The 21,076-nt window shown below is 44.3% G+C and carries 21 protein-coding genes; 17 read left to right on the top strand and 4 right to left on the bottom strand.

Features of this window, described 5'->3' with window-relative positions; genetic code table 11:
* The first annotated feature begins 351 nt into the window (after positions 1 to 351).
* Both HMPREF1535_RS19355 and HMPREF1535_RS25185 read left to right on the top strand, forming a co-directional pair.
* Positions 352 to 1,470, top strand: coding sequence for an AAA family ATPase (locus HMPREF1535_RS19355; RefSeq protein WP_046147187.1), 1,119 nt, complete (start codon positions 352 to 354; stop codon positions 1,468 to 1,470).
* Entirely contained in the window at positions 1,460 to 2,248 is a 789-nt protein-coding gene (locus HMPREF1535_RS25185; protein WP_052349849.1) for a hypothetical protein, read from the top strand. The genes HMPREF1535_RS19355 and HMPREF1535_RS25185 overlap by 11 nt, the downstream gene beginning before the upstream one ends.
* A gap of 103 nt (positions 2,249 to 2,351) precedes the next feature.
* Here HMPREF1535_RS25185 and HMPREF1535_RS19345 read toward each other — a convergent pair whose 3' ends face one another.
* The 3 genes from HMPREF1535_RS19345 to HMPREF1535_RS19335 are packed head-to-tail and all read right to left on the bottom strand — an operon-like array spanning position 2,352 to position 3,617.
* Positions 2,352 to 2,669, bottom strand: coding sequence for a hypothetical protein (locus HMPREF1535_RS19345; protein WP_046147186.1), 318 nt, complete (start codon positions 2,667 to 2,669; stop codon positions 2,352 to 2,354).
* Between the two features lie 33 nt (positions 2,670 to 2,702).
* Positions 2,703 to 3,164 (bottom strand): glucosaminidase domain-containing protein, encoded by a 462-nt coding sequence (locus tag HMPREF1535_RS19340; protein WP_046147185.1) that lies wholly within the window; start codon positions 3,162 to 3,164, stop codon positions 2,703 to 2,705.
* A 9-nt stretch (positions 3,165 to 3,173) separates the two neighbouring features.
* Positions 3,174 to 3,617 (bottom strand): HU family DNA-binding protein, encoded by a 444-nt coding sequence (locus tag HMPREF1535_RS19335; RefSeq protein ID WP_010802985.1) that lies wholly within the window; start codon positions 3,615 to 3,617, stop codon positions 3,174 to 3,176.
* 277 nt (positions 3,618 to 3,894) lie between these two features.
* Between HMPREF1535_RS19335 and HMPREF1535_RS19330 the strand changes: the two genes are divergently transcribed.
* The 15 genes from HMPREF1535_RS19330 (at position 3,895) to HMPREF1535_RS19260 (ending at position 19,928) form a co-directional block, all read left to right on the top strand.
* On the top strand, positions 3,895 to 4,119 hold the full coding sequence (locus tag HMPREF1535_RS19330) for a DUF4248 domain-containing protein (protein ID WP_007657044.1): 225 nt from the start codon (positions 3,895 to 3,897) through the stop codon (positions 4,117 to 4,119).
* 175 nt (positions 4,120 to 4,294) lie between these two features.
* A complete protein-coding gene (locus HMPREF1535_RS19325; protein ID WP_046147184.1) occupies positions 4,295 to 4,684 on the top strand; it encodes a hypothetical protein in 390 nt (129 codons plus the stop codon).
* 337 nt (positions 4,685 to 5,021) lie between these two features.
* The gene (locus tag HMPREF1535_RS19320) at positions 5,022 to 5,549 is read left to right on the top strand and encodes a MarR family transcriptional regulator (protein ID WP_010802987.1); all 528 of its coding nucleotides are present in this window, start codon (positions 5,022 to 5,024) and stop codon (positions 5,547 to 5,549) included.
* A 7-nt stretch (positions 5,550 to 5,556) separates the two neighbouring features.
* Entirely contained in the window at positions 5,557 to 6,957 is a 1,401-nt protein-coding gene (locus HMPREF1535_RS19315; RefSeq protein WP_046147183.1) for a replicative DNA helicase, read from the top strand.
* Entirely contained in the window at positions 6,944 to 8,392 is a 1,449-nt protein-coding gene (locus tag HMPREF1535_RS19310; protein WP_046147182.1) for a DNA primase, read from the top strand. The genes HMPREF1535_RS19315 and HMPREF1535_RS19310 overlap by 14 nt, the downstream gene beginning before the upstream one ends.
* A 31-nt stretch (positions 8,393 to 8,423) precedes the next feature.
* Complete coding sequence (locus tag HMPREF1535_RS19305; RefSeq protein WP_046147181.1) at positions 8,424 to 9,158, top strand: YjbH domain-containing protein; 735 nt, start codon at positions 8,424 to 8,426, stop codon at positions 9,156 to 9,158.
* On the top strand, positions 9,155 to 10,366 hold the full coding sequence (locus HMPREF1535_RS19300) for a YjbH domain-containing protein (RefSeq protein WP_052716748.1): 1,212 nt from the start codon (positions 9,155 to 9,157) through the stop codon (positions 10,364 to 10,366). Before HMPREF1535_RS19305 ends, HMPREF1535_RS19300 begins: the two co-directional genes overlap by 4 nt.
* Positions 10,367 to 10,845: 479 nt before the next feature.
* Entirely contained in the window at positions 10,846 to 12,048 is a 1,203-nt protein-coding gene (locus HMPREF1535_RS19295) for a carboxypeptidase-like regulatory domain-containing protein (protein ID WP_046147180.1), read from the top strand.
* Between the two features lie 14 nt (positions 12,049 to 12,062).
* On the top strand, positions 12,063 to 12,845 hold the full coding sequence (locus HMPREF1535_RS19290) for a polysaccharide biosynthesis/export family protein (protein WP_007657036.1): 783 nt from the start codon (positions 12,063 to 12,065) through the stop codon (positions 12,843 to 12,845).
* Positions 12,846 to 12,856: 11 nt separating this feature from the next.
* Positions 12,857 to 15,217 (top strand): GumC family protein, encoded by a 2,361-nt coding sequence (locus HMPREF1535_RS19285; protein ID WP_010802993.1) that lies wholly within the window; start codon positions 12,857 to 12,859, stop codon positions 15,215 to 15,217.
* A 15-nt stretch (positions 15,218 to 15,232) separates the two neighbouring features.
* The gene (locus tag HMPREF1535_RS19280; protein WP_007657032.1) at positions 15,233 to 15,961 is read left to right on the top strand and encodes a tyrosine-protein phosphatase; all 729 of its coding nucleotides are present in this window, start codon (positions 15,233 to 15,235) and stop codon (positions 15,959 to 15,961) included.
* Positions 15,962 to 16,000: 39 nt separating this feature from the next.
* A complete protein-coding gene (locus HMPREF1535_RS19275) occupies positions 16,001 to 16,288 on the top strand; it encodes an HU family DNA-binding protein (protein WP_007657030.1) in 288 nt (95 codons plus the stop codon).
* A 430-nt stretch (positions 16,289 to 16,718) separates the two neighbouring features.
* On the top strand, positions 16,719 to 17,297 hold the full coding sequence (locus tag HMPREF1535_RS19270) for a DUF3575 domain-containing protein (protein ID WP_010802994.1): 579 nt from the start codon (positions 16,719 to 16,721) through the stop codon (positions 17,295 to 17,297).
* 13 nt (positions 17,298 to 17,310) lie between these two features.
* Positions 17,311 to 18,321, top strand: coding sequence for a DUF3868 domain-containing protein (locus HMPREF1535_RS19265; RefSeq protein WP_007657025.1), 1,011 nt, complete (start codon positions 17,311 to 17,313; stop codon positions 18,319 to 18,321).
* Between the two features lie 38 nt (positions 18,322 to 18,359).
* On the top strand, positions 18,360 to 19,928 hold the full coding sequence (locus tag HMPREF1535_RS19260) for an Mfa1 family fimbria major subunit (RefSeq protein WP_046147179.1): 1,569 nt from the start codon (positions 18,360 to 18,362) through the stop codon (positions 19,926 to 19,928).
* A 100-nt stretch (positions 19,929 to 20,028) separates the two neighbouring features.
* On the opposite strand, the gene HMPREF1535_RS19255 is transcribed toward HMPREF1535_RS19260, so the two are convergent.
* Positions 20,029 to 20,955: a magnesium transporter CorA family protein gene (locus tag HMPREF1535_RS19255; protein ID WP_007657016.1), complete on the bottom strand. Its 927-nt coding sequence runs from the start codon at positions 20,953 to 20,955 to the stop codon at positions 20,029 to 20,031.
* Positions 20,956 to 21,076 lie beyond the last annotated feature (121 nt).

The raw sequence follows: 21,076 nt of genomic DNA, 5'->3' as shown, positions 1-21,076 counted from the left end.
AAAGACACCCAACCCCGCCCATCAGCATCAAGCTATATCCGGACATTCCGAGCCAGTCGGCTCCGGGAGGGAGGTTTTCTTGCCGGGTTCCCCAGTCTCCCTGTCCGAGAGCGAGAGTATCGCCCCGATACAGGTCAGGGTCACTTCCGTCTCTCTCCTGATGAGGGAGAGGAGGCTCAGGTTATGGAAACCGATGCATTTAGCCGGTATATAAAAATAACCCTTGTTATGTGAACGGTGTGAGCAAATCTTTATATCGTGATTATATAAAAAAGAATAAAAACAGCCGTAAAAAAATTACAGTAGTTGTTCTTTCTTATATATTTGTTGTGAACTAACGAAATAATATCTATGCTTAGGAAATTTAGTGTTTCTAATTTTAAATGTTTCCAAAATGATTTTGAATTTGATCTTTCGGAAACGAATGGTTATTCATTTAATTCACAATGTGTGAAAAATGGAATAGTGAATGCTGCGCTTATTTATGGGCATAACGGCATGGGGAAATCAAATTTGGGATTAGCTATTTTTGATATTATTGAACATTTGACTGATCAAAGAAGAGAAGAGCGTAGATATAGAAATTATGTAAATGCTTATAGTACCTCGCCTACGGTTGATTTTTATTACGAATTTCTTATTGATAATAAGGTTGTAAAATATACTTATAAAAAGAGTGATTATAAGGTTTTGGTTTATGAGGAGTTTTCAATAGATGATACAGTCCTGGTGTCATTTGATAGAACAAACGGGAATACTAACTTCTCTGTTTGGCTGAAAGGTGCAGAAAGTCTGAAAACTATGATTAATGATCCTCAATTATCTGTTTTGAAGTATATTAAAAACAATACAGTACTGGAGGAAAATGAACAAAACAATATATTTAAAGCCTTTTTCTCCTTTGTAGAACATATGTTGTTTTTTCGTTCGTTGGAAGATCGGACCTATATGGGATTACAGGATACCGGAAAGAGATCGTTGACGGAAGATATTATCGAATGGGGGAATGTTGAGGATTTTGAGCTTTTCCTAAATAAGGCAAATATTAATTGCAAGCTTTCTGTAGTAGAATCATTGGATAGAAAAGATTTGGCATTTGATTTTAATGGGAAGAAGTTGTTGATGACTGAGATTATGTCAACAGGAACAAGTGCACTTACTCTTTTTTACTGTTGGTATCAGCGAATACGAAAAAATGAAGTGTCTTTTTTATTCATAGATGAATTTGATGCTTTTTATCATCATGATCTATCTAAGATGATAGTGGAAACTTTGAAAGAAATAGGGGTTCAGTTTATTTTGACTACTCATAATACGTCTATCCTTTCTAACGACTTATTACGTCCGGATTGCTATTTCTTGATGAATAAGAAGAAAATCAAATCTTTGTCGAATAGCACAGATAAAGAATTGAGAGAAGCACACAATATTGAGAAAATGTATAAAGCAGGAGCATTCAATGTCGACTAATATTTTGTTTGTCTTTGAAGGAGAAAGGGCTGAGAAGGTGATTGCTGAAAGTCTGGAAAAATCCGTTTTTAAGGATGAAAAAATAATCAAGTGCGCTTTTGCTGCAGATATTTATCAGCTATATGCTACTTTTGTTACAGATGAATATTTGGATATGTTTAGCTATATTAAAGCATTGAATGAACAGAATGCCAAGGTGCTTGAAGATTATAATAGAGATGATTTTTCGGAAATTCATTTATTCTTTGATTATGATGGTCATGCTACAGCTAACAAAGGGAAGCCAGGCGATGAAAAGATAAAAGAAATGTTGACTTACTTTGATAACGAGACAGAACAAGGTAAGCTCTATATTAGCTATCCAATGGTGGAGGCCATCAGGCATTTTAAGGATCATGACAGTTTTAGGGACTTGTGTGTAAAATGCAAAGGAAGGAATTGCCCTAATCAAGAAGATTGTAAGGAGGTGGCTACCTGTTTGAGTGAACCTCATTATAAAACGCGGGTAGGTAATGAATGTCCTAAAATGTCGAATATTCATCAATATAATTCAGAGTGTTGGAATACCCTTATAAAGGCGCATCTTTTTAAGATGAATTATGTGGTCAATGATTCTTATTCTTTACCGGAAGAGTTGGTGTCACAATTTGTGATCTTTGAGAAACAAATAGAAAAATATATCGGACAACCGTGTCCCAAAGTTGCGGTGTTGAGTGCATTTCCTCTTTTCGTGTTTGATTATTTTGGATGTAAAGAAATTATCCGCAGGTTAACATGATTATTCAAACTGATTTGAGCAAAATTTAAACAGGTTCTTATGAAATAGAAAGGGAGTGCATCCCTCGACACACCCCCTGTTTCCCTCAAAAGGGAAGGATCGCTTACGCAATAAACCATTTATACAAACACCCAACCCCGCCCATCAGCATCAGGCTATATCCGGACATTCCGAGCCAGTCGGCTCCGGGCGGGAGGCTTTCTTGCCGGGTTCCCCAGTCTCCCTGGGCGAGAGCGAGAGTATCGCTCCGATGCAGGTCAGGGTCACTTCCGTCTCCCGCATCAGGAGGGAGAGGAGGCTCAGCAGGAGCAGGCAGAGGATGAGGACAGGGGCAGTCACCGGCTGCCGGTTTTCGCTTGCGGGGAAAGATGATCCGGGCAAGGCTGGTGAGGAAGTTGAGAATTGTTTCAAGGACATTCATGGGAATTGAAAATTATAAATTGAAAATTGAAAATTAATTGACCGATAACTGCTCTATCGACCGGCAGATCGACACTAGCATACGCTGGTAAGCGGCACGGTTGTCACCGTTCACTTCGCTGATGTATTTGCTGTAGGCAATCTCTTTGGCGTAAGCCGTAGGGTGGAAGGTGAGAGTCGCTGCCACAGGATAGGCAGAGTGGATCAGACGGGCGAAGTCGAGGAAACTGTCTTCCGGTGAAGCGTACCGGCGGAACCATAAGGTCGGACGGCCGGTGACGGCAGATAAATCGCTCCGGTCGCCTTTCCAGAAAGGGTTGGGATGACCGTAAGCCGTGATGCCGAAAAAGTTGTTATGCTCCTTGCAAAGTGTACTTTCGCCCCAGCCGGTTTCGATGGCGGACTGGGCCAGGATGATGACCGGGTTCATTCCGAATTGCACTCCCGCCTTTTGGGCGAGAGGCAAATATTGTTTGATGAAATCTTGCTTTTTCATGGTGCGTTATTACTCGATTTCAGGACGGTCACTCCCCGAGCCGCTGTTGCCGGAAGGGGTGATCGGTACAATTTTCTCAAATTTCGGTTTCGCTGTGACTTCTTTCAGCATGGGACCTGGTGTGAAAACGATACGACCCTTTTTGAACAGACTCGTGGTGAAATCATCGGCAACCGCTGTCCCCTTGCTGCCAGCCAGCATACGGAAGTTACCGAAATCGCCCACCTGGACCACTTCGCCGTTTTCCAGATGTTGGCGCATAACGTATAACAAACCGTCGATTACTAACATGACATCACCGCGTGAAGCCGTAGAATAAGAAGCAATGATTTCGCAGAGTTTGTTAAACTCCAGTTTCTGTTGGGCACGGATCTGGCCGTAATACAGCTTTGAACCGGCAGCAGCATCTTTACTCTTGTCAAGACGCTGTACTAAATGATACTTTAAAGCCATGGAAAATAATTTTTTAATTTGACAATGTGCCAATATGCCAATGGAAATACTCCGAAAGCTATTGACGATTAACTGGTTGGTTATCGATAACAATACAAAGGTACGTCAGCCGAAAAACGCAAATTCCTATCTATCCTTCAACGGGAAGATCGATGAATATTTGTTCTTATTTTGATTACCAATTAACTCTTTTCCTCTTGAAATAATTGAGAATCATGCCGGTTATATCGTTTTAATTTTGTAACTTCAAGGCATGTAAAACAACGGAGGAGGAAATATGGAAGAAGGAAAATTCAAGATCAGATCGTATGGTTGGCAGGAGTTGGCATTGCTGTATGGAGAGGGACTGACACCCGAATCGTCTACCAAAAGATTAAGCAAATGGGTACAGGTCAATCCTTCGTTGACAGACGAACTGGAACGGTGCGGATGGAAGAAAGGGAAAAAGATTCTGACACCCATACAGGTGCAGGTTATCGTCCGTTTTCTGGGCGAACCGTAAATGAGAAAACAGATAGTTATGCGTGACGGATTACATAGTTATCCGTATGCGATTATATAGTTAGGGAATTGACAATTAAAAGAGGCTTTCTGACAGCATAATACAATTGCCATATGGATTTATTACATAAAAAACATATCGATCTGATCAAGATCGTAAAAAAAGAATCGGCGCTTTGACAGGTAGAAACCTTGCGTATACGTACCTGGAGGAAGTAATCGAAAAGAACGATGATAAAATCGGTCTGATATTAATGCTCATCCCTGTCCTGGCATGCAATGACACGAAAAGCACGAGTCGTTGGGATAGTCTGCGGACGCAGTTTTTCGAAAACAATAAAGAATTGATCCTGCTTCAACTCGGATACACGAATCTGGTCGAGGCTTTTGAAAAAATTCCATTGGATGAAAAGGGAAAGACGAAAGTGATAGAACTGTTTCTCGAAATGAGAGAAGCCGGTTTACTCGGAGATATCTCTTACGGGAGATTGGCCGCCGCCCTGCTCACTATTTTTGAAATGAATTGTACGAAAGAATACCTCAGTTCACATTTGAGTCATTCGTAGTATAGATTATACTAGTTTAACAAACTGTATTTACACAAAAATACGTATTTTAATTTTATAACCTGTTGTCAGAAAGCCTTCTAAAGAAATAAAATGCGGAAAAAAGCGGGTTGCCATCCGTTTCCGAACCGTCTACTTTTGTCTTCGTAATGCAAGTTGAAAATCAATGTTTATTTTTTATATGTTCTTTTAAGAAGTTCTTTAATATATATAGAAAATAGGGTAATGCGTCTCAAAAGCGTTTCGAAAAAGCTTAAATCTATTTGTTAACCGGATGAGTAGCGTTTTAAAAGTGTTTCAAATTGCGTTTCAGATGTTACACGTTAAAGTAATACACATGAGACAAGAAAACAAAGAACATGAACGGGTGGCTCTCGAATATATGGGGCATTCATTCGTAAAAGTACCCAGAGTCTTATATGCTAGGGTATTGAGTTTGGAGAAAGAAGAAAAAATGTTAGCCAGGTTGCATTTGGTTTTGTTTATTTCATGCAACTTCGATGACAGGGTGGTGAAATTGGGAAATAACCAGGTAATGAGTTACAGAGGGGAGTATGTAGGCACGTATCGTGAGCTGTCGCGATTGTCGGGAATACCTTTCGGCTCGATCAGCCGCTTGCTTGAAAAACTGGAGAAAAGAGAACTGGTAGAGATAGTCCGGGTACCGGGCGGCTCTGTCATCCGCGTAAACGGATACGATAAATTCTGTTTTGCTTCGGAGAAGGAATACAAGTTGCGTGACACTGCTAAAACCAGTCGGACGAACGAAGCGAAACAGGCGGAAGATGCCGCAGCACGCCTGTCGGAGGCTGAGGCCAAGATAGGGGGAAGAAGCAAGCAATATCCAAATAAAAACGTTAACTGAATCGACCATGGCAACAGAGAATATCGAAAATAAAATATTCGCAGGAGAAAACAACATCAGTGTGGAACAGGTGGAAGAAGCCGTTATCAGCGCCTTGCTGCTCGATGCCGGAGCGATAGTGGGCACCTTTCCCGTCTTGAAACCGGAGATGTTCAGCCGTCCGGACCTGGCATTTATCTATCAGGCAGTCAGCAATCTTTACGACAAGGGGGAAACGGTGGATATGATCACGGTCGATACCGAAATGCGTAAGACCGACGAGAAACGTTGGAAGGAATGGGGCGGTATTAAACGAATGGCTTCGTTGGTAGGACGCATACGCCATATTTCGGGTTTGCCTTATTATGTGGAAGAGGTGAAAAGACAGTATATGCTCCGCCTGTTGAACATCCTTTTTGTGACGCTGGGCGCAAAGGCGGCCGGGTTCGAGTCTTCTTACACACTGTTGATAGAAGAGGCGGAGCGGTCGTTGCTCGAACTGCGTGGGAGATGCACGGTGGGCAAACCGCTCGAACGTATCGGATGTACGGCCAACGAGGTGCTTCAGATGCATCGTGAACGGTTGAACACGGGGAATGACAGAATGCGTATCCTGTCGGGAATCGAAGAGTTCGATTACGTGACGGGCGGACTTTACAACGGTGAACTGTTGGTGGAAGGCGGACGTCCGAGCGACGGAAAAACGGCTGTCGCCATGCATATTGCCATGAATGTAGCGCTTTCGGGAAAAGCGGTCTGTTTTTTCAGCCTGGAGATGACAGCTATGCAGACGATGAACCGTCTTTTTGCCGGTTATGCTAGTGTGGATGCTGATCATTTACGTATCGAGGGACTGACGACGGCTGAACTGGAACGTATGGAACGGCTGGCGGGAAAGTTTGAAGACCTGCCGCTCTTTTTCGACCATACGCCGGGCAATAGCATAGAGAATATTCGTGCCCAGGTGATGTTACAGAAGAAGAAGGGGCAGTGTGACCTGGTAGTGATCGATTATCTGCATCTGATGGAACGCAAAGGGCGTGCCGGGGAGACGATGGACCAGTTGGTGGGCCGTAATATAGAAGGAGCGAAACAGGTGGCGGTCGATGCCAATTGCCCGGTGCTGGTCTTGTCGCAGATGAACCGTAATAGTGTACAACGTGTCGAAAAGGCGTATGTCCCTGAATTGCATGATCTGCGTGATTCGGGTGTGATCGAACAGGTGGCGGATTGTGTCTTTTTCGTTCACCGTCCCGAACGTTACGGTATTTTCAAGGACGAGACGACAGGGGAGAGCCTGCGGGGCGTAGGGAAATTATATATACTGAAAACACGAAACGGATCGACCGGGATTGCCCGTTTCCGTTACAATAAGTCATTTACCCGTATTACTAACTATGACAACCGGATGCGTTATGAAGAAGAATGATTTTCAACAAATAAAATCATCTGTTCGTATCGAGGAGGTGATCGGCGGTTATCAGCATTTGGAGCCTAAGGGGAAGAATTATGTCGGGCTGTGTCCGTTTCATCCGGACCACCATCCGTCGTTGATGGTGAATCCCGAAAAACAGACTTATTCCTGTTTTGCCTGCGGGGAACATGGGGATGTATTCGAGTTTGTCAGGAAGATGGAACATTGTACGTTGAGTGACGCGGTCAGGAAACTGGCGGCAGGCAGATTTGCTGAGGGTAAGCCGGATTTCGTGATGCCCGGTACAGGGCGGCTGGCTATCAAACGACAGGCGAAACAGCCTGCAAAGGATTTTGCGGCTTTTATGAAACTGTTGTTGCCTTATGCCTGCGGGTGTACGGAGCTTTCGGCTGCTTATCTGGATTTTGAAGTGGGCATGTCGCCTGTGCAGGTACCTGCCGAATGGAAGGTGATGCGCAACCGGATTATTTTTCCGGTGCGCGACGAGTATGGAAAACTGGTCGGGATGGGAGCACGCCGGTTGTGTGACGAAGATACTTCGGTTCCGAAATATATCAACTCGTCGGCTGCCGACGGGTATGACAAAGGGGCTACCTTGTACGGACTCAACCGTGCGGTGGCGGTGATACGGAAAGAAGATTATGTGTTTATTACCGAAGGATATAAAGATGCGATTGCGATGCATGCTGCCGGGTTTGTCAATACGGTGGCTTTGTGCGGGACGGCTTTGACCGACAGCCATATTGCTTTGCTGAAGAAATATACCAACCGTGCCTGTTTGTTGCTCGACGGTGACGAGGCGGGGCAGGCAGCTTCGAAGAAAGCGGTGTTGCGCTTGCGGGATGCGGGGATGGATGCCGATTCGGCGTTGATTCCTGGCGGGGGAGATCCGGATTCTTTATTCCGTCGGTTAGGCAGGGAAGAGTTTGCGCGGATGATCGGGCGGTTGCAGAACAGGCCGCATTCGTCGGAGTGCGCCTTGCTGACGGTTTGCCTGTTGTATCCGGAGGTTACTTTTCGTTTGAGAGGGGCGGAGTACTTGTTTATCGACCTGGTGGCTTCGGCCCTGGAGACGGATGATCTCTGGTTTGAGGATGCGGATCATCAGCGTATTTTCGAACATCTGCAGGAGGCAGGAACGGAGAATGGGTTGTCGGCCCCGCTTCAATGTGTTGTTGCTGAGTTGCATCAGGAATATGATACGCAATTACAGGCTGATCTGGAACTGTTATCGTCCGATGTATATCTGCCTTATCTGCTATTCTTGTATAGCGAAGCTCGTTTGCTCCGGCTGATCTCCCGGCTGGTCCGTCAGGTAGTACAGGAAGACCATGAAGAGTTGCAGTACGAACTGGTTATAAAGCTGGCGGAACGCCGGGAACAACTGCGCCACGTTTCGGTGTGGCTGGACAGGCCGGGGGCGGTTTAATAATGAACAGTTTCTTATAATATCCGAATAAATGAAATGTTTTCTATTTGTTTTGGCTGCGGGCTTTTTGCTGGGCGGCTCATCCTTATACGCTCAACACTCGATGGGGGTGACGGGGTTATTGAATATTCCGACGGCAGATATGCAGGTAGACGGAACGTTTATGGTGGGGGCGAATTATCTGCCGGAGCAGATGCTTCCTGATTTCTGGGATTATAATTCCGGGAATTATTTCCTGAATGTGACTTTTCTGCCTTGCCTGGAGGTCGGTTATCGCTGTACGTTGATGAAACTTAAAACGGGTAAATGGAATCAGGACCGTTCGGTGTCGCTCAGGATACGTCCGTTGAAAGAAGGACGATATTGGCCGTCGGTGGTCGTGGGGAGTAGTGACGCACTGACGACCGGGCAACTGAATACGTTTAGCGGGGAGACCGGCAATCGTTATTTCTCGTCGGTGTATGGGGTAGCGACAAAGCATTTTCAGTCTGGCGGTCATGACCTGGCGTTTACATTCGGATGGAATATCCCGTTCCGTAAGCATGCTGTTCGTGACGGAGTCTTTGGTGGGATGAGTTATTCGCCCGCCTTCTGCCGTCCGCTTTCCTTGATGGCGGAGTACGACGGCAATGCGGTGAATATGGGCGGTAGCGTGCGTCTTTTCAATCATTTTACGGTACACCTGTTTTGTTACGACCTGAAAGCGGTATCGGGCGGGATACGGTATGAACTGGTATTGCTCAAAAAGAAGGGAGGCCGGCAATGAGAAGGAATCGTTTGGGAATGGTTTGCCTGATGGCCTGGGGAATGGTTACAGGGGTACTGGGGCAACAACCGGCGGGAAGACAGGTTGTAGAAGCGGCTGAACAAACTTTGCTTTCGCTCGGCATGGAAGAGATACGGGTGGCACAGACCGATTCGGTTTGTACGATAGCCTATGAAGATAATATATACCGGGGGACGTATCGCGGACTGGCGGCTGTGATTGAAGCCCTGCGCAGCCTGCCGGAGACGGAACAGGCAACAGCGTATGAGCTGGTGGTGTTGGACGACCGTATGCCGCGATTGCTGTTGACATTGCCCCGGCAGACGGCGGCATTGGAGGTGAGTTATGATACGGATGAGGCAATGCGGCGCTTGAAAGGGAAAGAACGCCGGAATAAGATGGCGGGACGGATAGATGTGGTGTTGTATCCGGAGCTGTTCTTACAGAATTCATGGCTCGATAAATTATATGGGGTAGCGGTCAATTTTTCTCCGGCTATCCGGATGGACCTTTGGAAAGGGGCGGTGCTGACAGGGCAGGTCGTGTTGCCGGTTTATACGAATATGACTGATTTCCGTAAATATATACGTCCGGGAGTGATTACGCTGCGGCAGGAATTTCGTCTGCCGGGTGGTGTGTTGGGACGGCTTACGGCCGGAAACTTTACAGGCAACCGGATGGGAGTGGATGCCGCCCTCCGTTATCAACCGGCCCGGGGACGGTGGTTGGTGGGGGCGAATGTCGGACTGACCGGGTCGAGTACCTGCTATGGCGGGGAATGGGTGGTGTCGACCTGGAGAAGGGTGTCGGGTTCCGTCTGGGGACGGTATAACGAACCGCATTATGGTTTGCAGATAGACCTGGCGGCCGTGCGGCTGGTGTATGGCGATATGGGAGCCCAGCTGGATTGCCGTCGTCATTTTGGCGAGGTGACGGTCGGGGTATATGGCCTGTTTACCGATGGTGAGATGAATGGTGGTTTCCATTTTGCTCTCCCGATTCCGGGAACGAAGCGGGGGAAACGTAGAGCCGTCCGTTTCCGGTTACCTGAATATTTTGCCCATGAATACAGGGCACGTCATGGCGGTTCGTATGGCGACGAGTTGTTAGGTTACAGCTACGAAGTCCGTCCCGACGAAAACGGTAGCCGGGGATATGATGCCCCGGATTTTATAAAGAAGGAGATTCTGAGAATTGTTACAAAATAATTTCCTGTATAGAAAGATATGAATGTTTTGTATGTCTTGTTATAGTGACCGGTTGTAACTGGCTCCCCTCTCGAGAGGGGGTAGGGGGTGTGTTATAGCCAGCCAATAAGACAAGCCTTGTCACAGGTTTATTTGCCGTCTGCTTTAGCTGACGGATTGTTAAATGCTCTATATGTCTGGACTTTAGTCCCATTTCTTCTAGTTCTATTTCAAAGAGAAATGTGGCTGAAGCCAAAAGAGAGAAACAACTTGTAAACCGTCAGCTGAAGCAGACGGCAAATAAACCTGTAATGGCCAAGTGACTTTGATTGTGATGGTGGTATAGGTGGCATTATGACACATTCCCCCCCCTCTCGAGAGGGGAGCCAGGTACAACCGGTCAATAATCGGATAGTTCAAACCTGATAAGAATTGAAATAACAGCTTTTCCATAAACATATTATCAACAAATAATAAATATTAATTAATTCATTTTTAGTATGAAAACAACTAATTTCTGGTCGTTGAGCCTGTTGGCTGCAACGTTGATGGTGGGGGGATTGTCCTTCAACTCATGTAAAAAAGATGAAGTGGAACCGGTTCCCGAAGTAGTAGAAAACCCATTGGAAAAAGAAGCCTATTTTATTACCGGTAAGGTAACGGACGGAACGAATGCGTTGGCGGATGTTTCCGTATCTGCCGGAAAGGTGTCGGCAAAAACGGATGCTTCAGGTGCTTACCAAATCGAGGTGGATAAGAAAGGTTCTTTTGAACTGAGCTTTGCCAAAGACGGATACATCACGATTAAAAATGAAGTGACAGTGGATAGCAAAGCAGAAAAAGGTGCCACCGTATTTTACTCGCAGATACTGACTAAGCAGGCTGAAGCTGTTAAAGTGACTCCGGAGAAAGACGCTTTGCTGGTTATTACGCAAAATACCGAAGCGTTTGTTCCTGCCGGCGCAGTGGAAAAAGAAACGGATATAGCAATCACGTCATTTGTTCCGGCTGCTGATAAAAAGCTGAAAGAGGTGGCCGATAAGGCGGTGTCGACTTCTACTCCGCAAACAACATCTTCGGCATTGGCGTTATCTAGCTTTGATTGCCAACCGGACGGTGTCAAGTTTGAAAAGCCATTGGAAATAAGGGTAAAGGCGCTGGAAGCCGATAATGATGTTTATTTCACGGAAGTGAAACATTATGTGAACGGAACGGATAATGCAGAAGTTATTTATGATGATTCGGATAAATCTTATGTCCTGCAGTTGGATGGCTTTTCTGTACACGAGTTGAGAGTGGTTACAGATTTGTCGGCCGAACCGAATAGTGAAACCCTCTTGTCTGAAGAAGTGGACAACCTTGGAAAAACAACGGCTGTATCGAAAGACTTTTCCGTTAAGGCGAAAGAAGGTTGGAAAGTCGTATCTAAAAGTAAAGGAGTGACGGGTGATGTTGAAGCAATGCTGATGGCTGCTTTAAGGAATGTTTTGGCTAGTGAAGGTGTTTCCGAAATCGCAATGTCAAAGAGTATGGCGGTAAGTGGCGATATGAAGATGACTGTCACTTATAAGCAGGCGGTAATAAGATATACGATTCGTGTTAAGACTAACCGTGGCGTGGAAAGCATTGTTGTCGAACAGTATGGAGCGGTATCGCAGAACATCGAGAAAGAGCAGGGAAACATGAAGCCTGAGCATAATTAATACTGTAAGTAACTATGTTTAAGAAGTATGTGGCTTATCTGGTCGTGTGTATGGCGGTATTTTTTACCGCCTGCACATCGACTAAAAAAATTATCTATTTGCAGGATGTCGTTCCGTTGAAACAACAGGAGATCGAACAAAAGTATGAGGTGATTATCCATGGTGACGACTTGCTGGCTATTATGGTGAACAGTCGTGACCCGGAACTGGCATTGCCTTTCAATATGCCGATGGTAAGTTATCAGTTGGGTTCTAACACTGGCGGACAGCAACGTGTTTTAGGGTATCTGGTGGATACGAACGGAAACATTGACTTTCCCATCCTGGGAGAAATCCATGTGGAAGGCCTGACCCGTATGCAGTTGACCGAACTGATCAAAAACAAGCTGATCGAAGGCGATTTGATTAAGGACCCGATTGTGACGGTACAGTTCCTGAACTTCAAGATTTCCGTGATGGGCGAAGTCGGACGTCCGGGTAGCTTTACTATCTCCGGCGACCGTATCACATTGTTGGAGGCTTTGAGTATGGCAGGCGACTTGACAATCTACGGACGTCGTGACCGGGTAGGGGTGATTCGCGAAAATAACGGAAAACGTACAATCCTGTTCCATGACTTGCGTTCGGCTGATATTTTTAATTCTCCCTGTTATTACCTGCAACAGAACGATATTGTCTATGTGGAACCGAATAAAGCGAAATCGGGTCAGAGCAGCATCAACCAGAATAATTCGATCGGAGTCTGGGTTTCTGTTATCTCCTTGCTGACTACGATTGCGGTATTAATCTTTAAATAATCGGATTACAAATGAATTCTGAACAAGAAACAATCAACTTGCGAAGAGAAGAAAACGAACTGAACCTGAGTGACCTTTTCCATATTGTGTTGGCCAACTGGTATTGGTTCGTTTTGTCTGTCCTGGTTTGTGCCGGAGTCGCTGTTCTGTATCTGAAATGGGCTCCTAAAGTCTATACACGTACGGCATCGGTATTGATAAAAGACAATAGCAAGGGAGGAGGGCTCAGCGAGTCGGCAGCTTTCGAAGAGCTGAATATGTTCAATGTAAAAAGTAATGTGGACAACGAAGTGTTGGTCTTCAAGTCGAAGCGTCTGATGTCGGTAGTGGCTGAACGGTTGAACCTGGATATCAGCTATACGATAAAGGACGGGTTGCGGACGGAAGAGTTGTATACGCAATCGCCGATAGCCGTACGGTTCCCGGAAGCGGAGGCTTCGCAGTCTTTTTCCTTGGTAGCGACACCTTTGTCGGCCGGAGAGATTTTGTTGTCCGGTTTCTCGACGAATGAGGCTAAGAGCTTGAAAGTGGCATTGAACGATACGGTCTCTACTCCGGTGGGTAAACTGGTGGTGACCCCTACGTTGTATTATGCGGATAAATATTTCGGGAAGGCGGTAACTATAAGTAAGCGGAACAGGGAGGAGATCGCTTTGACTTATAGCAATTCCCTTCAGGTGGCGTTGGCCAGTAAGACGGCGACGATCATCAACCTGACGTTGCAGGACGTATCCATACCGCGTGCCGAAGATGTTCTGAATATGTTGATTGCCGTGTATAACGAAGACGCGATAAACGATAAGAACCAGGTAACGGTGAACACCTCCAACTTTATTAATGACCGTTTGATCATTATTGAAGAGGAGTTGGGTAGTGTGGATGCCGATATCGAAACGTATAAACGGGAAAACCAGCTGACGGACATCAGTTCGGAAACGGGAATGTACCTTCAGGAGAGTAGCCAGTATAGCAAAGAAGGACTTGGACTGGAGAATCAGGTGACTTTGGCGAAATATATACGTGATTACCTGACAGACCCTCATAAGAGTTCGGACCTGATACCTGCCAACACCGGGATTGCCGATGTGAATATAGAAGGGCAAATCAGCGAATACAACAACTTGTTGCTAAAACGCGATAAACTGATAGGTAATAGCAGTAACAAGAATCCGGTGGTGATGGACCTGAATAATTCGCTTAGTGCGATGAAGCAGACGATTATCCGGGCTATCGACAACCTGATTGTCGGTCTGAATATCAAGATAAAGAATATCAGAGAACGGGAAGCCCAGACCAGCCGCCGTATTTCGGCTGTGCCGACACAACAGAAATATGTGTTGTCTGTCGAACGTCAGCAGAAGATCAAGGAAGAGTTGTATCTCTACTTGTTGAATAAGCGGGAAGAGAATGCTTTGTCGCAGGCGATTACCGAAAGTAATGCCCGTGTGATCGATGCGGCGCAGGGAAGCCGGAGTCCGGTGGCACCGAAATCGATGATGATCTTATTGGCAGCAGTAGTGTTGGGATTGGCTATTCCGGCAGGTATCATCTGGTTGCAGATGGTCATGAATACGACTGTGCGTACACGTAAGGATGTGGAAGATGCCGTATCGATCCCGTTCCTGGGAGAGATTCCTTTGCGTGACAAGAAGAATAAAGATGAAATAGTCGTGCGTGAAAATGGGCGCGACAGTATTTCGGAGGCGTTCCGTATTGTCCGTACGAATATGGATTTCATGCGTGTGAAAGCGAAGGATATGAAGGTAGTGATGTTTACTTCTTTCAATCCGAATGCAGGAAAGACATTTGTATCGATGAATCTGGCCATGAGTTTTGCCCTGACCCGAAAAAAAGTGATACTGGTCGATCTCGATATTCGTAAGGGTACCCTTAGCGGCCATGTTAGTGGTTCCACTAACATGGGAATAACAAACTATTTATCCGGAAAAGTGGATGACATCAACTCTATCATAAAAAAAGAGGAACTTGCCACAAACCTGGATATTATCCATACCGGCCCTGTGCCTCCCAATCCTTCCGAGCTTTTATTGAGCGATCGTTTGGAAGCTTTGATCGAGGAGTTGAAGAAACGGTATGATTATATCATTCTGGATAATGTGCCTGCCGGTTTGGTGGCCGATGCAGCGATTGTAAACCGTGTAGCCGACCTGACCATTTATATCCTGCGTGCCGGGTTGATGGACCGCCGGCAGTTACCTGAACTGGAAAAGCTATACAGGCAGGGTAAATTCAGGAATATGAGTCTGGTGCTGAATGGTGTCCGCTATAATCGTTCGGGGTATGGTTACGGTTATGGCTATGGATACGGTTACGGCTATGGTTATGGCTACGGGAACGAAAAGAAAAAATAAAAACTATTTTCCAATATGCTGACCTGGTTTAGCTCAAAGAAAAACATAATCCGTACCACATTGCTTGAAGGAATGACAGATGTACATGCGCATCTGCTTCCTAATGTGGACGGTGGATCGGAGTCGTTGATGGACTCGATCGCTGCATTAGAGAGAATGAAGGAAGTCGGTGTGAAACGGATATTTCTGACTCCCCATATTATGGCGGAGTTTCCTAATAATACACCGGAACTCCTGTGTGCAAAGTATGCTATTTTGAAGGAATGTTGTCCTCCGGAAATAGAGTTACACCTGGCTGCCGAGTATATGCTGGACGATGGTTTTGAGGCATATATGAAGGGAATGTTATTTACACTTCCCGGCAGGCAGGTCTTGGTTGAGACTTCCTGTTTGTCGGCTCACGACAAATTTCTGACAATCCTGTTCGACCTGGCATTGGATGGGTATACGCCTGTTATCGCTCATCCGGAGCGATATGGGTATATGAAACAGGAGGACTATTCTTATTTGAAAAGTAAAGGGTATAGATTTCAACTGAACCTGTTTTCTTTAGCCGGCTTACAGGGTAAACAGGTCCGGCAGGTAGCGGAGCATTTGCTCCGTGAAGGGTATTATGATTATGTCGGTACCGATTTTCATAAACTAAGTGAGTATGAGAAAGGGTTGAGGACTTTACGCTTGTCTGGGGAACAGGTCCGGTTGGTACGCAAATTATTAGATAACAATGAAATGCTTTTGAAATAACAGATTAAACAGAACAAACAATTAAAAATCGTAAAAGATATGATGAACAAAAGAGAGTTGATATACTCCATTGCAGAACAGACAGGGTACACGCAAAGTGCTGTACGAAAGGTATTGAATACATTTATCGATACTGTATTTAATGAAGTAAAATCAGAGAACAAGGTGAGGATAGGAGGGCTTGGAGTTTTTTCTCCCGTGCTCCAGAAGTCCCGCCCTGTTCGTAATCCGCAAACAATGGAACCAATTATGCTTGCTCCGAGAACAACCATAAAATTCCGGACAGCAGACGATTTGGTCCGTAAACTGAATAATCAGGAAAAATAGCGGTATAGGTTTTATTCGTGTTCAATATTTAACTCTGTATTTCCCGGTTTCAACTAAAAATAATACCGGGAAATACGGAGTTTTTTATGAAATATTCATAAGGTTATAAAGCAATGACTAAAAAAAACGATCGTTTTTTTTAGTCATTTATTTTGTGCAAATATATTTTATATTAAATGAAAAACAAAGCATTTTTAATCTTTTTATTTCGCTGTATTACAGATAGATAAATGTAGTTTTTCAAGAAGTTGCAATAATCATCATATATTGAATTTTACTCTCGAAATAGTGACTAGAAAAAACGATCCTTTATTCTAGTCATTATTTTTTTGTGAAAATGTAAAAAGTGAAGAATATATGGTGTTAATTATTTACGATGATATTTGTTATGCAAGAAAAAAGAAATTATAAAGTTGCTTTTTGTAACATTATGAATTATTGCAATAAAGGTATTTTATTGTTTTATAAGCCTAAGTGTCTTTTGTTTATTGTTTTGATTATTAGTGTATTGCAAAAAATGAATTGTCAGAATATAGCAGTGAAAAGTAATGTTCTCTATGATTTGACGTCATCTTTGAATATCGGTGGGGAGATAAAATGTAATGATACCTATTCTATCAGTTCGATTATAAGTTATAATCCGTGGACTTTTGCTGATAACAGAAAGATGAAGCATCTTCTTATACAGCCGGAGCTCAGGAAATGGTTTGGCGATGTTTTTCAGGGAAGTTTTGTCGGTATACAGGCTCATTATGCTCGTTTTAATGTCGGAGGGATATTGTCCGATTATCGTTTTCAAGGAAATCTGGTTGGTGGCGGGGTTTCCTATGGATATCAATGGATGATAAGTCCGTTGTGGAATCTGGAGGCCAGTATTGCGTTTGGATATGCTTATTTGAGTTATGATAAGTACGGGCGGAAGGAGGGGGCATCTCTGATAGAAAAAGCGCATACTAATTATGTTGGTCCGACTCAGTTAGGTTTCTCTTTAGTCTACTTTATACAATAAAAAAACGATAAATATGAAAATCAATTTGCTCGTGTTATTGGGCTTATTTTTTATTAGCAACTCCTTATCAGCAAAAAATATCGATGTGGAGATAAAATCGCAATCCTGTTTTGTGGAAGGGGATTCGTTAATGGTGTCGATAAAGTACATGGTCAATGCACATGATTTTGCATCGAATGAAGCCCTGACGCTTATTCCGGTTATTAAAGAAAACAGGCAGGAAAAAGAGTTGCCTCCCGTTTTATTAAATGGTAAAAAAAGACATCGTACTTATGAACGGAACCGGGTTTTAAATAAGAGAAAAGGAATTAAAGGAGATGACTTTTTTCTTGTAAAGGAACTGTCGGAAAAAGAGCCTTGTGAAATTGTCTATACTACTTCTGTTATTGCGGAGAACTGGATGCGTAAACCTGAGTTGTTTTTGAAAATGAACCGGTTGACTCATTCTGGGGAGATTGTTAGGGAAGAGGTTCGTTTGACGAAATCCGGTTTGTCTCCGGATAGCGGGAAACCGCTTGTTGTGGAGGAGGCCGCATCTTCGTCGACAGTGTCCGGCCTGTCAGGATTAAAGGCATCTTATATTTCTCCAGAGAGCGATGCAACGGATATACGTAATCAGAAAGAGCTGAATTTTAACCTGGAGGAAGCCCGTGTAGTGGCTGAAATGAACCCTCAGATGCTCTCTTTGCGTGAGCTGTATATGGTTGCATTAAGCTATAAAAATGAACCGGAACAGTTTTATAAGATAATCGAAACAAGCGTCAGGATTTATCCGGCTCATCCGGTAGCCAACCAGAATGCGGCAGCGGCAGCCATCGAACAGGGAAACTGGCAGGCTGCCGGACAATATCTGCAAATGGCACCCCATGAAACGTTGGCCTATAAAAACTGTAAGGGGGTATATGAGTTAATGACCGGAAATTTGTATGAGGGTATCCGTTTGCTGAAGTCTGCAAAAGCGGAAGGCTCGGAAGAAGCCGGCATGAATCTGACATTATTTTTTGAGAATAATAAACGTCATTGAGTTAGTCTGGAATATTATTTACTAAATACTTTTATCGTATGAAAAACAAACTTTTTGTAAAATCAGTATGGCTGTTATGCCTGGCTTTGGGGCTGGCCGGATGTATTAATGATGCAGATGTTTTGCCGGAAGATAATTCCGGTTTTGTGGATGGAGGAGAAGGAAATGTTCGTTTTGCTTTTGTTGTGCCCAACAGTTCTTCAACTAAAGCCGGAGATGCCGAAACTTCGGGTATTTATGAAACCGGAAATGCGAACGAATATAATGTGAAGTCGCTTAATGTCTACCTGTTTAATTCAGATACGAAGGCTTTATATAAAAAGATTCGGCTGGAAAATATAACACGTACGGCCGGTCCGCAATTACCGGAAAATAGCTCGTCCGGAAATCAAAACGAGCATGTTGTGAAATATACGGCCAACCGGGTGTTGATAGACCCGGGTACGTATGATATCTTTACGATTGCCAATGGAGATGTTACGGGTTCTTTCAGTACGGAAAATGAGTTTATAAATTTGGTGGATAGGTCTACTTATAAGGATGGTTTCGGAGTCTTGACCGAAGACGGCACATTGCAGATGACAAACCGTGCCGATAATAGCGGTTTGTATGATGGTACGACCGATTCAAATCTGAAAGTGACAGTTCGTGAGATTTTACCGTCGGAGGAACCGGACATCGTGACTATCAATCTGGAACGTGTGATGGCTAAAGTCCTGGTCGGGCAGTCGAAAGAGGATTACAGCCTGGTTGATGGAAATGGAAAAGAGTATGTTTCTATCAGTCTGACCGGATTCCAGTATATCAATTTGAGCCGATGGTTCTATACGTTTCGTCATACGGCGGTGCTGACAGCAAATAATGCTCCTTCTTCCTATACTATTGCTAATGGAAATTTCGGAGAGATAAATGCGAATAACGGTTATGTGATCGACCCTTATTTCTTTTCGAAAACGGTAGATGGGGCGAAAGGGTTTGATAATCCGGATAGTTATTATGCTTATCCATTGACCTCTGTGGCTGAAAGCTGGCAGTCGGTTCCGGTTGATGCGTTCCACGGTTTTTATTGTCTGGAGAATTGCATGTTTAAAACGGCACAGTTGAATGCTTATTCGACCGGAGTACGGTTTAAGGCAAGTTTTGTTCCCGGTACGCTTTGGGGAGAGGGTAAAGAAGCAACTAGTGCAAGGCCTGATGCTATTTATTATGCGAACTATAAATTTTATAGCAGTATCAAAGCGATGAAAGATGCCGGACTTAAACTGGATGGCATTACGGAAGATTCGACTGATGAAGAGCTGGCAAAGTTCTTTGTGAAACGTTATCGGAAAGATCCGGAAGGTAACAATTATTATTGCTATTATAATTATTGGATCAGGCACTTGGATAATAACAAGGAAAACGAGATGGGAGTTATGGAGTTTGCGATAGTACGAAATAATATTTACCGTTTGCTGGTGACGAATATTTCCGGACTTGGTTCCGGAACACCGGAGATCGATCCGGAAAAACCTGATGAATACGAAGCTTATCTGAAAATGGATTTTAATGTTTTACCCTGGATCGTCCGGAATCAGGGTGGGGACGGAGGCGCAACCCTTAAATAAGTATATCTCGTTTTTCGGGAGAACGATTTGTTTCCCGTCAAAACAAACCAAAAAGTCCCGGATATCCGGGACTTTTTTTGTATGAGTTTTTGTGTAATTATCAGAACCACTTGATCTTTCTAAAAATAAAGAATGCCAGAGCGGATAAGGTGATCGATAAAAGTACGATCGCAATAAGTCCGTGGGGAGCGTCTTCAATATAATTGACCACATTCATTCCGTAGAAGCTGGCAATCAGCGTTGGTACCATCAGAATAATAGAGATGGAGGTCATGCGCTTCATGATGGTATTCACGTTGTTGGAGATGATGGAGGCGAAAGCATCCATCGTTCCGGTAAGGATATCGCTGTAAATGTTCACCGTGAGGTGTGCCTGTTTTAACTCTGTTTCGACATCTTCCAGCAGTTCCGCATCCATATACATCGGTTCCTGGAAAATGCTTTGCAGTTTCGAGAGCATCACTTCGTTTCCACGGATAGAAGTGTTGAAGTAAACCATACTTTTCTCCAGTTTCATCAACCGCAGAAGATCTTCGTTACGGATACTCTTTTCCAGGGCTTTTTCGGCACGTGCCACTTCGTTGTTAATCTGTTTCAGATATTTTAGGAACCAGACGGCTGATGAGTGGATCAGACGCAGGATCAGGTCGTATTTATGACGTACGACAAGTTCTTTACGCCGGCTATAACGGATGAAATCAGGTAATAACTCGGTTTTGTGATAACATACCGAGATAATAATCTCATTGTTGGTGATGATGCCGATCGGAACGGTGGTGAAGGGAATACCGCTTTCCTTGCTTTGTACCGGGATACGCAGGATAGTCAGCAGCCAGTTTCCTTCGTATTCGATACGCGGACGTTCGTCGGTATCGGCGATATCGCTCAGGAATGATTCGGGTACGTGAAATTGATTTAAAAGGTATTGGATGTCTTCGGGTGTAGGGCATTCTACATTTACCCAGCTGTTAGGAAGCCACTGGTCTTTCTCCACAAAACCGGCTTCACAATAAAGAAATGTTTTCATTATTGCCTCCTTTCGTTGTTAACACGAACAGAGGTAATAAGAAACCCCCGTCCGCTAATTTTTACTTGTTAATGTTTCTCGCGGAATACTGTCGTCCATAATTAGTTAATTACTTTTTACG

Origin of the sequence: Parabacteroides goldsteinii DSM 19448 = WAL 12034 (assembly GCF_000969835.1) — a bacterium.
GTDB lineage: Bacteria > Bacteroidota > Bacteroidia > Bacteroidales > Tannerellaceae > Parabacteroides > Parabacteroides goldsteinii.
Note: the sequence above shows the minus strand (reverse complement) of the source record. Positions and strands in the feature narration are given on the sequence as shown.